This window comes from Belnapia sp. F-4-1, assembly GCF_000802185.1.
Classification (GTDB): domain Bacteria; phylum Pseudomonadota; class Alphaproteobacteria; order Acetobacterales; family Acetobacteraceae; genus Belnapia.
The window spans coordinates 1570819-1584691 of record NZ_KN676113.1 but is presented as its reverse complement, the minus strand read 5'-3'; the positions used below and the strand labels follow the sequence as shown (position 1 = coordinate 1584691).

General features: G+C 73.5%; 14 protein-coding genes. 8 read left to right on the top strand and 6 right to left on the bottom strand.

What is annotated here, in order from left to right; genetic code table 11:
* Window positions 1–41: 41 nt before the first annotated feature.
* From LH62_RS07685 to LH62_RS07655, 7 genes are read left to right on the top strand one after another with little or no spacing between them, the layout of a single operon-like run.
* Entirely contained in the window at window positions 42–758 is a 717-nt protein-coding gene (locus LH62_RS07685; RefSeq protein ID WP_043360369.1) for a gamma-glutamyl-gamma-aminobutyrate hydrolase family protein, read from the top strand.
* A complete protein-coding gene (locus LH62_RS07680) occupies window positions 755–1555 on the top strand; it encodes a pseudouridine synthase (RefSeq protein ID WP_043360366.1) in 801 nt (266 codons plus the stop codon). Before LH62_RS07685 ends, LH62_RS07680 begins: the two co-directional genes overlap by 4 nt.
* Entirely contained in the window at window positions 1552–2106 is a 555-nt protein-coding gene (rsmD, locus tag LH62_RS07675; RefSeq protein ID WP_043360365.1) for a 16S rRNA (guanine(966)-N(2))-methyltransferase RsmD, read from the top strand. The genes LH62_RS07680 and rsmD overlap by 4 nt, the downstream gene beginning before the upstream one ends.
* Entirely contained in the window at window positions 2103–3266 is a 1164-nt protein-coding gene (locus LH62_RS28160; RefSeq protein WP_052213918.1) for a glycosyltransferase family 4 protein, read from the top strand. Before rsmD ends, LH62_RS28160 begins: the two co-directional genes overlap by 4 nt.
* A gap of 37 nt (window positions 3267–3303) precedes the next feature.
* A complete protein-coding gene (locus LH62_RS07665) occupies window positions 3304–5922 on the top strand; it encodes a glycosyltransferase (protein ID WP_160299796.1) in 2619 nt (872 codons plus the stop codon).
* Window positions 5919–7970, top strand: a complete 2052-nt coding sequence (locus LH62_RS07660; protein ID WP_144404416.1) for a DUF6212 domain-containing protein — start codon at window positions 5919–5921, stop codon at window positions 7968–7970. Before LH62_RS07665 ends, LH62_RS07660 begins: the two co-directional genes overlap by 4 nt.
* A 48-nt stretch (window positions 7971–8018) precedes the next feature.
* Window positions 8019–9320 (top strand): NAD(P)/FAD-dependent oxidoreductase, encoded by a 1302-nt coding sequence (locus LH62_RS07655; protein ID WP_043360358.1) that lies wholly within the window; start codon window positions 8019–8021, stop codon window positions 9318–9320.
* Here the strand turns inward: LH62_RS07655 and LH62_RS07650 are convergent, their stop codons facing one another.
* Entirely contained in the window at window positions 9321–10310 is a 990-nt protein-coding gene (locus LH62_RS07650; protein WP_043360355.1) for an alpha/beta fold hydrolase, read from the bottom strand. It lies immediately after the preceding gene.
* Complete coding sequence (locus LH62_RS31060; protein ID WP_043360353.1) at window positions 10307–10507, bottom strand: hypothetical protein; 201 nt, start codon at window positions 10505–10507, stop codon at window positions 10307–10309. Before LH62_RS31060 ends, LH62_RS07650 begins: the two co-directional genes overlap by 4 nt.
* A 119-nt stretch (window positions 10508–10626) precedes the next feature.
* Here LH62_RS31060 and LH62_RS30185 point away from each other — a divergent pair, with 119 nt between their 5' ends.
* Window positions 10627–11004, top strand: coding sequence for a hypothetical protein (locus LH62_RS30185; RefSeq protein WP_043360351.1), 378 nt, complete (start codon window positions 10627–10629; stop codon window positions 11002–11004).
* Here LH62_RS30185 and LH62_RS07635 read toward each other — a convergent pair.
* From LH62_RS07635 to LH62_RS07620, 4 genes are all read right to left on the bottom strand, one after another.
* Window positions 11001–11840, bottom strand: coding sequence for a hypothetical protein (locus LH62_RS07635; protein WP_043360349.1), 840 nt, complete (start codon window positions 11838–11840; stop codon window positions 11001–11003). The two genes, LH62_RS30185 and LH62_RS07635, sit on opposite strands and share 4 nt — an antisense overlap.
* Before the next feature lie 151 nt (window positions 11841–11991).
* Window positions 11992–12534: a polymer-forming cytoskeletal protein gene (locus tag LH62_RS07630; protein WP_052213915.1), complete on the bottom strand. Its 543-nt coding sequence runs from the start codon at window positions 12532–12534 to the stop codon at window positions 11992–11994.
* 168 nt (window positions 12535–12702) lie between these two features.
* Window positions 12703–13425 (bottom strand): 3-oxoacyl-ACP reductase FabG, encoded by a 723-nt coding sequence (gene fabG, locus LH62_RS07625; RefSeq protein WP_043360346.1) that lies wholly within the window; start codon window positions 13423–13425, stop codon window positions 12703–12705.
* Window positions 13425–13873 (bottom strand): hypothetical protein (locus LH62_RS07620; protein ID WP_236552501.1); only part of this gene is annotated, 449 nt, incomplete at its 5' end. The genes LH62_RS07620 and fabG, both read right to left, overlap by 1 nt.

The window sequence follows — 13873 nt, the reverse complement described above, 5'->3', positions numbered from 1 at the left end:
CGAGCTTGCCCCGCCCCATGCAGGAGGTCTAGCAGAGCGCCATGCCCACCCGTCCCATCATCGGCGTCACCCTGGATGCGGAGGAGCCCGGCGGCTACTCCAAGTTGCCCTGGTATGCGCTCCGCAAGAACTACTTCGCCGCCCTGGCCGAGGCCGGCGCCCTGCCGATCGCCCTGCCGCACCACCCGGAGCTGGCCGAGGCCTATCTCGACCGGATCGACGGGCTGCTCATCACTGGCGGCGCCTTCGACGTGGACCCTTCGCTCTATGGCGAGGGCAGCACCCACCCGACCGTGACGCTGAAGGCGGGGCGGACCGATTTCGAGCTGGCCGTCACGCGCGGGGCGCTCGCGCGCGACCTGCCCGTGCTCGGCATCTGCGGCGGCGAGCAGCTGCTGGCGGTGGCGCTGGGCGGCACGCTGGTCCAGCACATCCCGGACAGCATCCGGACCGAGATCGAGCACGAGCAGCCGAACCCGCGCAACGAGCCGGGGCATGAGATCGCCATTGCCGAGGACACGCTGCTGGCCCGCATCGTCGGCAAGCCGCGCATGGCGGTGAACAGCGCGCATCACCAAGCCGTCGCCACGCCGGGCGCCGGGGCTCGGGTCAACGCGACGGCCCCCGATGGCGTGGTGGAAGGCCTCGAGCATCCGGGCCACCGCTTCGCCCTCGGCGTGCAGTGGCACCCGGAATATGCGGTCGATCCCGCCGACCCGTTGATCTTCGCCGCCTTCGTCGCGGCCTGCCGCCGGTGAGCGAAACCGAGGACGACGCGGCGGAGGATGGCGAGCGTGGCGAACGCATCGCCAAGTGGCTGGCCCGCGCCGGCGTCGCCAGCCGCCGCGACGCGGAGCGGATGATCGCCGAGGGGCGGGTGAAGCTCGATGGCAAGGTGGTCGGCAAGCCGGCCACCTTCGTCCAGCCAGGGCAGGCGGTGCTGGTCGACAACCGCCCCGTCGCCAACGCGCAACGGACGCGCCTCTTCCGCTACCACAAGCCCGACGGGCTGGTGACGACGCATCGCGACGAGAAGGGCCGCAAGACCGTCTTCGACGCGCTGCCGCCCGGCCTGCCGCGGCTGATTTCTGTTGGGCGGCTCGACCTCACTTCCGAGGGGCTGCTGCTGCTGACCAATGACGGCGCGCTGGCCCGGCGGCTGGAGCTGCCCTCCAACGGCTGGATCCGCCGCTACCGCGTGCGGGTGAACGGCGATGTGGACGAGGGGGTGCTGGCCTCGCTCGGCAGCGGCATCATCGTCGACGGCGTGCGCTACGCGCCGATCGAGGCCGGGCTCGACAGCCGCAAGGGCGCCAATGCCTGGCTGACCGTCGCCCTGCAGGAGGGCCGCAACCGCGAAATCCGGCGGGTGATGGAGTATCTCGGCCTCACCGTGAACCGGCTGATCCGCGTCTCCTACGGCCCCTTCCAGCTTGGCGCGCTGCCGGCCGGGGCGGTGGAGGAGGTGAATGCCAAGGTGATGCGCGAGCAGCTCGGCCTGACGGAGGAAGCGCCGCCCCGCCGCCGGGCCGCGCCGAGAGCAGGCGAGGGGTGAGAATCATCGCCGGCCGGCATCGCGGGCGGCGCCTCGCCGCGCCTGCCGGCATGGCGACCCGCCCGACCGCCGACCGCGTGCGCCAGGCGCTGTTCGACATGCTCTGGCATGCCCCCTGGGCCGGGCGGGAGCGGGTGGAAGGCGCCGCGGTGCTCGACGCCTTCGCCGGCACCGGGGCGCTGGGGCTGGAGGCGCTGTCGCGCGGCGCGGCGCGAGCCAGCTTCATCGAAACCGACCGGGCGGCGCTGGCCGCGCTGCGGGCCAATATCGCCGCCTGCCGCGAGGAGGCGCGCTGCACCGTCCTCGCCGCCGATGCGACCAGGCCGCCGCGCGCGGCCTTGCCCTGTGGCCTGCTCTTCCTCGACCCGCCCTATGCCGAGGGGGTGATGGAGCGGGCCCTCGCCGCGCTCGCCGCCGCCGGCTGGATCGCGCCGGATGCGATCATCTGCGCCGAGTATGCCGCGGGCGATGCCGTGCCGCCGCCGGGCTTCGCCCTGCTCGCCGAGAGGGCGCATGGTGCCGCGCAGCTGCTGGTGCTGCGCCCGGCATGACGGTGCGGGCCCGCCGCCTGCGGCGGCTGCTGGTGCTGCTGCCCTCCGCCGCGATCGGCGGGGCGGAGCGACACACGGCGACCCTGGCGCTGGCGCTGGCCGAAGCGGGGGTCGAGGTCATCGTCGCGGCCGAGCCGGACCTGCTGCCCGGCCTCGCGCCGCTGTTCCACCCTCTCGCCACGGTGGCTGCGCCCATAGGCTGGCGCGAGGCGGAGGGACTGGACGCCAATGCCGCCCGCCAGGCCCGGGCCGCCGCGGCGCTGGTCCCCCACCATGCGCCGGATGCGGCGCTGCTGCCGCTGCCCTGGCCGAGCCACGGCCTCGGCCTGCAGGGCGCCCTGGCCGAGGCGCACCTGCCGGGCCTCGCCATCATCCATCTCGCCCCGCGCGAGCCGGTGCCGGTGCCGGCGGCGCTGCTGCGCCCGGCCCTCGCTGCGCCGCTGGCCTGGGCAGCCGTCTCGGCCCCGGTCGCTGGGCGGGTGGAAGCATTGTTCGGCCTTGCCCCCGGGCAGGTGGCCGTGGTGCCGAATGGCGTCGCGGCGCCGGCAGAGGATCCGGCCAGGCGGGCGGCGCAGCGCCGGGCCCGGCGGGCGGCGCTCGGCCTCGGCCCGGCGGCGCCGCTGGTGCTCTTCGCCGGGCGGCTGGAGGAGAAGAAGGGCGCCGACCTGCTGCCGGCCCTGGCGGAGCGGCTGGAGGAATCGTCGGGCGCCACGCTGGTCGCGCTGGGCGAGGGGCCGCTGGCGCCCTCGCTCGCCGCGCACCCGGCGGCGCGGCTGGGTGGCCCGCTGCGCCTGGGGGGCCTGGCCGATGATGTGGGGGACTGGCTGCTGGCGGCGGACGCGCTGGTCCTGCCCTCGCGGCTCGAAGGCTGCCCGCTGATCGCGCTGGAGGCGGCGGCGCGGCGCTGCCCGGTGGCTGCGACCGCCGCGGCCCTCGAATGCTGGGGCAAGATGGCCGACTCTTTAGCTTTCGTCTCCGAAACGCAATCTATACTGGGCTTGACGAGTCACGTCTCTGTGATACTAGGGAAGGCACTGTATACAACTGGCCGGATTGATGCGGCCGAAGCGTATGCCACACGTCACGGCATGCGGGAGATGCTCAACCGGTATTCCGTGCTCCTGCGCGGTCTCGTCGCGGGACATGGACGATACGGGTAGCTGCGGCATGTTCTGGGACGGGCGCAGACCGATGCAGATGATGCGGACCGTCCAAGGACCTGCGGCGAGCAACTGGACCGCCGGCGTCGAGGTCGCGGTCGTCATCCCGGCCTATCGCCAGCCGGGCCTGCTGCCAGAGGCGATTCTTTCCGTCCTCGACCAGCAGGGCGGGCCGCTGGCCGCCGTCGTCGTCGTCGATGACGGCTGCCCCTACCCGGAAACGGCCGAGACGACCCTCGCCTTCGCCAGCCTGCACCCCGGCCGCGTCTTCCTGCTGCGCCGGCCGAATGGCGGGCTGTCCGCCGCCCGCAACACCGGCATCGATTTCGTCCTCGACGCCCTGCCCGGCTGCCGCGCCCTGCATTTCCTCGACGCCGACAACCGGCTGCACCCGCATTACCTGGCCCGGGCCCTGGCGGCGCTGGCCGCGGCGCCGGCGGAGGTCGGCTGGGTCTACCCGGACATCGACGAATTCGGCGGGCACGACCACTGGACGACAGGCGGCGCCTTCTCGCTGGTGCAGCTGCTGACCTGCAATTACTGCGAGGCCGGCAGCGTCGTCCGGCGGGAGATGGTCGAGGGCGGCCTCCGCTTCGACGAGGCGATGCGGGACGGCTTCGAGGACTGGGATTTCTGGCTTTCCGCCGCCGCCCGCGGCTGGCGCGGCCAGCACCTGCCCCATGCCGGATTCCGCTACCGGCGCCGGCCGGAAAGCATGCTCTCCTCCTCCGAGCGGCTGCGGCCGCTGCTGCTCGGTCAGCTGCACCGCAAGCATGCGGGGCTCTTCGCGCCGCGGCGGCTGCTCGCGGCGGAGGCGGCCGAGGCGCCCCGCTTCGCCTTGCACATGCCGGACGAGGGCCAGGTTCGCCTTGTGGTCGACCCGGCGGGCGAGGGCACCGGTCTGCCGCCCAACCAGGCCCGTGAGGCGATGCTCGCGGCGATGGAGCAGCCGAGTGCCTGCCAGTACCCGGAGATCCTCTGCTTCACCGAGGCGCCGGTGCTCGACCTGCTGGCCAGGGCTGGCGTGCTGCACATGATCTTCTGGTGGGCCGAGCGGCTGCTGCGCGACGCGCATGTCGCGGCCCTCGAGATCGTCCCGACCGACCAGCCGATGCTGGCCCTGGAGCGCTCCGGCCCGGCCGAGGGGCAGGTGCCGTCGGCCCCGCTGGTTTTCGTCCGCAGCGGGGTGCTGTGGGCGGCGGCCGGCGACCCTTCCCCGGCCTGGATCGAGAGCCTGCAGGGGCCGGCTCCGCAGCCCATCACCGCGCTGCTGCGCCTGCGCCTGCGCCTGCCGGCGCCGGCCTCGCTCGCCAGCCCCCTGCCGCTGCGGCTGCTGCTGCTGGAGGTGGCGGCGCTCGGCCGCCTGCGCCGCCGGCGGAGCGCTCTGCCGGCCGGCTGGAAGCGGGAGTACCGCCCGCCGCGCGGCCGCATCGCCGCGGATGCCGAGGCCGCCATCGGCATCGGCCGGCTGCTGCCGCGCCTGCCGCGGCCGGGGGTGCGCGATATCGGCTTCCTGCTGCCGCTCTTCGCCTTCGCCGGGCTGGAGAAGGTCATCCTCAACCAGGCCGCCGTGCTGCGGCGGCGGGGCTGGCGGACGCATCTGATCGTGCTTGGCCAGGGGCGCATCGACCGCGGCGCGGAATTCGCCGGCGCCTTCGACACGGTGATGCTGATCGACGGGCTGGGCGAGACGGCCGTTTCCTGGGAGGGCGGCTATTTCGGCGCCGGCGTCTCGCATTTCGGCGGCTCGCAAGCGGCGCGGGACGTGCTCGGCGTGCTGGCTGGGCTCGACGTGCTGATCAACGTCCACTCCCTCGCCGGGCAGGCGCTGATGGCGCCGCTGCGCCGGCTCGGCGTCCGCGTCTTCGGCGGGCTGCACCTGATCGAGCACGGGCCGCATGGCGAGCCGCGCGGCACGCCGCATGTCCAGGCCGCCTACGAACATGCCTATGACGGCATTATGGTGATCTCTCGCCAGCTGCGCGACTGGTGCATCGGCGCCGGCATCCCCGCGCGGAAGATCCACCTGGTGGAGAACGCGCCGGGCTATGCGACGCGGCCTTCGCGTATCGCCGCGGCCCTCGCCGCCCGGCAGCGGCAGCGGCGGCCGCTCCAGGTGCTCTTCCTCGGCCGGATGGACTGGCAGAAAGGGCTCGACCGGCTGGCTGCCATCATCGGCCGCAGCGCGCCGCTCGGGCTGCGCTGGCGTGTGGCGGGGCGGGCGGTGCTGGCCGATGCCGCGGCGCCGCAACTCAGCGTGCCGGTCGAGCCGCCGGCCTTCGATCCGGCGGCGCTGGATGCGCTCTATGCCTGGGCCGATGTGCTCGTGCTGCCCTCGCGCTTCGAGGGCGTGCCGCTGGTGGTGCTGGAGGCGCAGCGCATGGGCTGCGCCGTCATCGCCACCGATGTCGGTGCCGTGGCGGAGGCGATCCGGCACGGGGAGGACGGCTTTCTCGTCCCGCACCGCCAGGCGGAGGAGGCGGTCATCGACGGCTTTCTCGAGACGCTGGCACGGCTTTCGGCCGACCGGGCGCTGCTGGCCGGCGTCGCCACAGCGGCTGCGGCGCGGCTGGCCAAGGCCGACTGGCCGGTGCGGATGCAGGATTTCCTCGACCATCTGGACCGGCTGGTGCCGGTGCAAGGGCAGCCAGGATGACAGTGCTGATTGCGCCGGCCGATCTCGCCGAGCTTTACGACGGCAGCCCGGCGCTGCTGGCGATGGAGGGGGTGGCGCTCGCCCTCCTCGCCCAGCCCGGCCTCTCCGCCTGGCAGGTGACGATGCAGGGCGGCAGCCTCCGCCTGCATCGCCCCGGCGCGGCGGCGGAGGCGGCGACGCGGCCGGTCCCGGTGCCGCCGGCCCAGGTGCTCGCCGTGCTGGCGCCCGAGGCCGCGGCGGCCGCGCCGCTGCTCGCCTGGTGGTCCGCGGCCGGGCCCGAGGTGCCGCCGGTGATCGAGGCGGCGGAGCCCGCGGCGGCGCTGCCGGAATTGATCCGTCTCGCCCTCGCCGCCCTGGTCCGCCAGGCCGCGGCAACCGCCGTGCTGCACCGCGCCCTCGCCGCCGCGCGGCAGGAGGCGGAGGAGAGCCGCGAGGCCATCGTCTCGCTGATCCAGCATGGCAGCCGCCAGGGTCCGCCGGCGGCGCTCAGCCAGGTGCTGGCGCTGGAGCCCGCGCCGACCGGCGAGGCGGTGCCGGCCGCGGAAGGCCGGCTGGCGGCCGCGCAGGTGCTCGGCCTGAACCTGGAGGGCGTGGCGAGCCTCGCGCTGCATGTGCAGGAGGCGCATGTCGGCCCGGCCGCGCTGCTTCGCCTGCGGCTTCTCGGGGCGGAGAGCGGGCGGGTACATGGCGCCTGGCTGGTTCCGGGCGAGGCGCTGCGACCGGGCTGGCTGGTGCTCGACCTGCCGAGCCCGCTCGGCCCGGTGCGGGAGACGGCCTGCCTCGACATCGCGGTGGAGCTCGAGGCGGGCGACGGCTTCGCCCTCTCCCTCGGGGCCGGGGTGACGGCGCCGGAGCGGGCGCTGGCGGTGCGGGGCGGGCGGGTGCCGGAGCGCGGCCTCGCGCTGCGGCTCTGGACCGCGCCCTTCGGCCGGCGCTTCACCGTGCCGCCGCATTGGGATGCCGAGGCGATCGGTCTCGAACTCGGCTGGCCCGGCGTGCCGATGCGGCTGCCGGCCCAGATCTGGGAGGCGGCACGTTTCCCGGCCGGGCAGGTGGAGTGGGTGGCGCTCGGCAGCGAGGCGCCGCGGCTGCTGGCGAGCTTCGGGGCAGGCCGGCGGCTGGCCATCGCCCTGCCGGTGGTGCCGGTGAACGGGCTCGACCTGTTGCAGGCGGAGGTCGCGGTCGCCCGCGGTGATGCCGGGCAGCTGGAGGCCGCCCTCTGGCTCCAGCCCGAGGGGGCGCCGCTGGCGCTCGAGTCCGATCTGGTGCTGGATGCGCCGGAGGCGCGCTGGAGCGGCTGGCGCCGGCCGCCGCCGGACGGTGGGCCGCTGCTGCTGCCCCTCGCCCTGCCGCCCGACGGGCCGCGCAACGTGGCGGTGGTGCTGGTGCTGCGCCATGCCGGCAGGCCGCCGGCGGCGCCGCTGCGGGTGGAGTGGTCCGAGCTGATCGGCCTCCGTGGCCTCGGTGCCACGGCGCGGCCGGAGCCGGTGAACCCCCTCCCGGCCCCGCCACCGGCGGAGCCGGTGCGGGCCGCACCCGTCCCGTCCCGCCCTCCCGCCATCGCCGTCCAGGCCAGCCCGATGATGACGATGGCCGGGCCGCATGCCGCGCTCGTCCGGCTGCAGGAGTATTTCGTCACCCCGGATGGCGGCTACCGCCACCTCGACATCTGGCTGGAGGAGGTGGGCGACGGCCCCTGGGCCTGGCCGCTGCTGCGCTTCAAGCTGGCCCAGCGGGGCGGAGGGCCGGTGCTGGAATTCCGCAGGCGCGAGGGCTGGCCGAACCTCTTCTCCATGTGGCCAGGGACGGAGGCGGATGGCTGGGGCCCCTACCTGCTGGTGCGGGAGGCGGACCTCGCCGGTGACCTGCTCGACCGCCTGCCGCACCAGCGCGACCGCCACATGCTGGCCGCGCTGGTGCGGCTGCTGCCCGAGGCCGTGGCCCGGGCGGTGCAGGAATCGCCAGAGGCGGCGGCCCAGGAGGCGATGTGGCTCGGCCTCGCCCATCGGCTGGCCGAGGCGCTGAAGGTGCCGGCCGAGACGGCATGATCGCCGGGCGGCTTGACGCTGGCCATCCGGTTTTGGAAATCTCGCCGCATGCAGAACACCCTCGAGCCCGATGTCCTCGTGATCGGCGGCGGCCCCGCCGGCTCCACCGCCGCCGCGCTCCTCGCCCGGCAAGGCCGGCAGGTCACGCTGGTCGAGAAGGAGAGCCACCCCCGCTTCCATATCGGCGAGAGCCTGCTGCCGCGGAATCTCGACATCCTCGAGCGCCTCGGCGTGTTGGAGGCGGTGCGCGGGATCGGCGTGCACAAGCCCGGCGCCGAATTCGTCTCCGACCGCACGGGGCGGAGCTGCGCCTTCCCCTTCGCCCTGGCGCTCGACCGTGAGCGGACCCATGCCTGGCAGGTGCGGCGCTCCGAATTCGACCGGCTGCTCTTCGCCAATGCCGGCCGGCTTGGCGCCACCACGATGGAGCGGACGCGCGTCACCGACATCCGGTTCGCCGCCCCCGGCGAGCGGGCGACGGTGACGGCCGAGGGGCCGGAGGGCGAGACGCTCACCTTCCGCCCGCGCTACCTGCTGGACGCCTCGGGCCGCGACACCTTCCTCGCCGGCCGGCTGAAGGTGAAGACCAGCAACAAGTACAACAACACCGCCGCCAGCTACGCGCATTTCCGCAACGTGGAGCGGCGCGACGGCGAGCTGGACGGCTATATCAGCATCCACCTCGCCGAGGATGGCTGGTTCTGGCTGATCCCGCTGCCGGGCGACGTCATGAGCGTCGGTTTCGTCGGCAACCAGGCGGCCTGGAAGGGGCGGAAGGGCAGCGCGCAGGACCTTTTCCTGCAACGCATCGCCTCCAGCCCGACGGTCGCGGCACGGATGCGCAATGCCGAGATCGCCTCCGAGATCTACGCCACGGCGAATTACAGCTACCGGGCACGGCAGGGGAACGGCCAGGGCTACCTGATGATCGGCGACGCCTATGGCTTCGTCGACCCGATGTTCTCGACCGGCGTGCTGATGGCGATGACCGCCGGCGAGCTCGGCGCCAAGGCGGCGCATTGCTGGCTCGACGACCCGGTGCGCGGCCAGCGCCTGGCAGATCGCACCAACCGCGAGCTGGCGCGGGCGATGGACCGCATCTCCTGGCTGATCTACCGCGTCAACGACCCGGTCATGCGCTCACTCTTCATGGCGCCGAAGAACACGCTCTGGATGCGTGACGGCATCATCAACATGCTGGCCGGCAACCTGCGCGGCTCCTGGCGCGCGGCGGTGCCGATCCTGAGCTTCAAGGCGGTCTACCACACCTTCTCGGCCCTGCACCGCGTGGGGCTCGGGCCGAAGATGCCGGAGGAAGGCCCGCCGCCCGCCCTTGTGCCGGCAGAGTAGTCAGTCGGCCTTCGCCAGCCAGGCGCGGCCCGCGGCCTCCGCGCCGGAGGGCAGGGGTTCGGCCGGCGCCTCGATCCAGGCGGCGATGTCGCGGGCGACCACGGCGCGATCATTGTCGCGCAGCAGCAGGTGGTGCCCCTTCGGATAGAAGCCGAGGCGGACCGGCGCCGCCGGGCCGAAGGCGCGGACCAGCCGCCGCACCGGGCCTTCGGACACGATGCGGTCCTCGCCGCCATAGAGCAGCAGCGCCGGCGTGCGGAGGCGCGGCGCCGCCTCCAGCGCGCGGTCCATCAGATCGACGAGCCCATAAACGAGATCGACCCGGAAGGTGCGGAGCGTCAGCGGGTCGCGCCCCCAGCGGCGCATCGCCTCCTCGTTGTTGGTGGGCGAGAAGCCGGGGGCGGAGCCGCTGAAGCCGACCGCGGGGATGGCATGCGCCGCGATCTCGAGCGTCTGCCGCGCGAAGGCGCCCATGGAGGCCCGGCCGCGTACGCCTGGCGCCAGCAGGATCAGGCCGGCGACCGGCGGCGGATCGGCGGCGGCCATCGTCACCAGTGCGACGGCCGCGCCCATGCTCTCGCCGACAAGAAAGACGGGCACGCCGGGATAGCGCGCCGCCAGCAGCCGGGCGACGGCGGCGGCATCGGCGGCAAGCGTCGCCGTCCCCGGCCAGTAGCCACGATGCGGCCCGGCGCCGAAGCCGCGCTGGTCGTAGGCGAAGACGCCGATGCCCAGCGCGATGAAGAGCGATGCCGGAATGTCGAAGAAGTTGAAGGAATAGTCGCCGAAGCCGTGCAGGGCGAGGAGGATCGCCCGTGGTCGGCCTTCCGGAAGCCAGGAGGCATAGGGCAGGCGCGCGCCATCGGCGGTGACGAAGGCCTTGTCGGCCATGGCGGGGTCGCGCTCGGCGAGGCCGGCCGGCATGACGACCGGCGTGCAGCCCGCGGTCCCGAGCAGGCCAAGCAGGCAGAGCCGGCGGGAGGGGTTCACTCCGTGCGCCGCTGCATCCAGTTGCCGGCGCGCCCCAGCGCATTGCCGGTGGAATTCGCGGCGCGGCCCAGGGCCTGGCCGGTCTGGCTGCCGGCGCGGTCGATCGCCTCGCCGGCCCGCGTCGCCGGCTGGCGGCTCTGGCAGGCGGCCATGCCGATCAGACAGAGCGCGAGCAGCGCGCGGAGAGGGGCGGACATCGGTTCGGCAACTCCGTTCGGCAACGACAATTGGGATATGGCGCGCCCCGCCCAGTGGCAAGGCCGTTGCGGCTGCGCTAGCCTCCTGTAACGGTAGGAAACACAGGAGACAGCCTCCCATGATCCAGCGTCGCCTGATGGCCTTCGGCGCCATCCTTGCCCTCGCCGCCTGCGCACGCCCGGCGCCGCTTCAGGAAGGCAGCGGCGAGTTCGTCGGCCGCGGGACGCTCACGCAACGCGCCGCGGAGATCAGGCGGGCCGGCGCCGGGCTCGGCTGGGTGATGCAGGATCAGGGGCCTGGCCTGATGCGCGGCACGCTCAACGTCCGCAGCCACCAGGCGGTGGTCGACATCCCCTACGACACGCGGCGCTTCAGCATCCGCTACGTCACCAGCACCAATCTCGACTACACCGGCGGCACCATCCACCGGAACTACAACAACTGGGTGCGCAACCTGCAGAACGCCATCGTCGTGCAGTCCGGCGCGCAAAGCTAGGCCTGGTCGATCAGGCTGTCCCGCTCCGGATAGGGCTCGGCCGCCAGCGTCTCCGGCTCGATGATCTCGCCATGGTTCGGCCGCGGCAGCAGGGCGAGCCGGGCGTCGATCTGGCCGTAGACGAGCTGGCGGAAGGCGGTGCGCGACAGCCGCCCGCTTTCCGGCACCTGCTCGAGGAAGGCCTGGAATACCGCACGGTAGCGCGCCGCCTGGCGGATGAAGCGCTCGTCGATGTCGTACTTCGCCATCTCCTTCGGTGTCACCGGCAGGATGCGGAGGATGTGCAACGGCAGCTCCTCGGGCGGTGGCAGGGAGGAGTAGCGCGCCTCCGCCCCCGGCTCCGTCCAGCCATGGATCAGCCGCCACATGGCGACGAGGATGCCGCCCAGCTCGCCGACGACGAGGCTCCATTCGGCGGTGAGGCGCAGCAGCCGCGTTTCCTGGAACAGCAGCTGCGTCGTCCGCCGCTCCGTCACCCGGTCGGCGGCGGCGGTGCGGAGCTGCTCCTGCATCAGCGCCGATTGCGCCCGCACCTCCTCCACCAGCGTCTCGGCGAGGGCGCGTTGGTTGCAGAAGAGGGTAGTCTGGCGCAGCAGGTTCTCGGTCAGCGTGCCGAGCTCGATCCGCTGCGTCAGCCAGGTGAAGATGAGCATCAGCAGGCAGGGCGGCAGGAAGAGCGCGGCCAGCATGACCGAGAGGTGCAGCGGCGGCAGGGCGAGGAAGGCCTCCGGCCCCTGCAGCCGCATCAGCACGAAGCCGGCTGCCGGGACGAAGAGGCCGGCCAGCACCGTCACGCCCCAGGCGGCGACATGCATCATCTTGCCCGTGGTGGTCATCCGAAGCTCTCGTCGCAGCAGGAAAGGCGGGGCGATGACCGAAGGCACGAACGCGCCGGGCGGCCGCGCGCCGGCCCGGTGACGCGGGGCAGGGCGGAGGGAGGCCCGCCCTGCCGGGACGAGGGGCCGGGGAATGCCCGGCCGGGATGGGTCAGTCGCCGGCCTCGATCGCCGGTTCCGGGTGGAAAGCGCGCCGGGCCGGCGCCTCGCCAAGCATCTCCATCTGCGCCGTGAGCTGCCCGCCCTCCTCGACCGAGAGGCGGTGGCAGCGCGCGGTGCCAGTGACGATGCCGGTCTCGCGGATGACGAGGCGCTTGCGCGCGGTGATCGAGCCCTCGAACCGCCCGGCAACATGCGCGACATCGACGGTGATCTCGCCGCGGAAGGTGCCGCCGGAGGTGACCATCAGCTCGGTCGCCTCCATCGTCGCATCCACCGTGCCCTCGACGACCAAGCGCTCCGCATCGGCCACGGTGCCTTTCAGGTGGATGCCGCGGCCGACCACGAGGGTGCGCAGGTCGATCGGCTCCGGCACGAGGGCGGGCGTGGCCGAATCGGGGTGGACGGAGGCGTTCGGCGGCCTGTTGCCGGCCGGGCGGAAGACGGGGACGCCCGTATCCGCCTCGCGCGGCCTCGCCGCCGGCTCGGGCACGGGGCTGCCATCCTTGTTACGGTTCAGAATGCCAAGCGACACAGGGGTTTTCCCTTCCTGAGCATATATAACAACAACAAATCGAGAGCAGCGCTGTCCACTGAAATCACGGGCACGAGGCGACCTCCGCCCGTTGCGTTGCGCCGCAGACGCACCCGCCATGGCAGGCTCGTGCAACGCCGTTATCATCTTAACCGAAACAATTGGGTGTCAGCCGAGGCCGCCCGAGATGGCGATCGCCTGGCCGGTGATGTAGCCCGCCCGCTCCGAGGCAAGGAAGGCGACGAGATCCGCCACTTCCTCCGGCCGCCCGGCGCGCTTCGCCGGCACGATCTGGGCGATGCGCTCGCGCGGCATGGCCGCCGCCACGGCCGGGCTCTCGATGATGCCGGGCGCCACCGCGTTGGCCGTGACGCCGCGCGAGGCGTATTCGAGCGAGAGCGTCTTCACCGCCCCGATCAGCCCGGCCTTGGCGGCGGCGTAATTCGCCTGGCCGCGGTTGCCCATGATCCCGCTGATCGAGGAGATAGCGAGGATTCGCCCCCAGCGCGTGCCGATCATCGGCAGGATCAACGGGCGGAGCACGGCGTAGAAGCCGTTCAGCGAAACATCGACGACGCTGCGCCACTGCCCCTCGCTCATTCCGGCCAACGGCGCGTCGTCATGCGTGCCGGCATTGTGGACGAGGATCTGGACGGGGCCGCCCTCCAGCAGCGCCTCGACCGCCGCAGCGGTGGCCGGCATGTCGGTGAGGTCGGCGCCGAAGGCGCGCGCCCGGCGGCCCCCGGCGCACAGCTCCGCCGCCAGCGCCTCGGCGCGGCCGAGGCCGGCATGGGCGTGGATCAGCACCTCGTGCCCCTCGGCCGCGAGGGCACGGGAGATGGCGGCGCCGAGCGGGCTGGCCCCGCCGGTGACGAGGGCGCGGCGCGGCATCACGGCAGGATCACCGCCGCCTGGCCGCTCAGCAGGCGCTGGCCGTCGCCGGCGATGGCGAAGCGGTAGATGAAGCCCGACGCCTCGGCGACCAGCGCCTCCGCCTCGATCCGGAGCGGCCCGGCGACGGTGTCGAGCCGTCCGGCCGCCATCCGCACGTCGCGCAGGCTGCTGACGAAGCCGGCCCGCTGCGGCACGCCGCCGGAGCACAGCGCGCCGTGCAGCGCCATGGCCTGAAGCGCATATTCCAGCCCGCAGATGGCGGGCAGCATGCCGTCCCGCCGGAGCGGGTTGCCGGGCGCGGCATGGCTCTCCGCTTCGCAGAGGATGCGCGCCGCATCCCATTCGAGGGCACGGTCGAGCAGGCACATCGCCCTCTGGTGCGGGACGAGGGCGGCGATGGCCTCGCGGCTCAGCATGGGGCGAGGTCGAGCAGGAGATGCGCGTC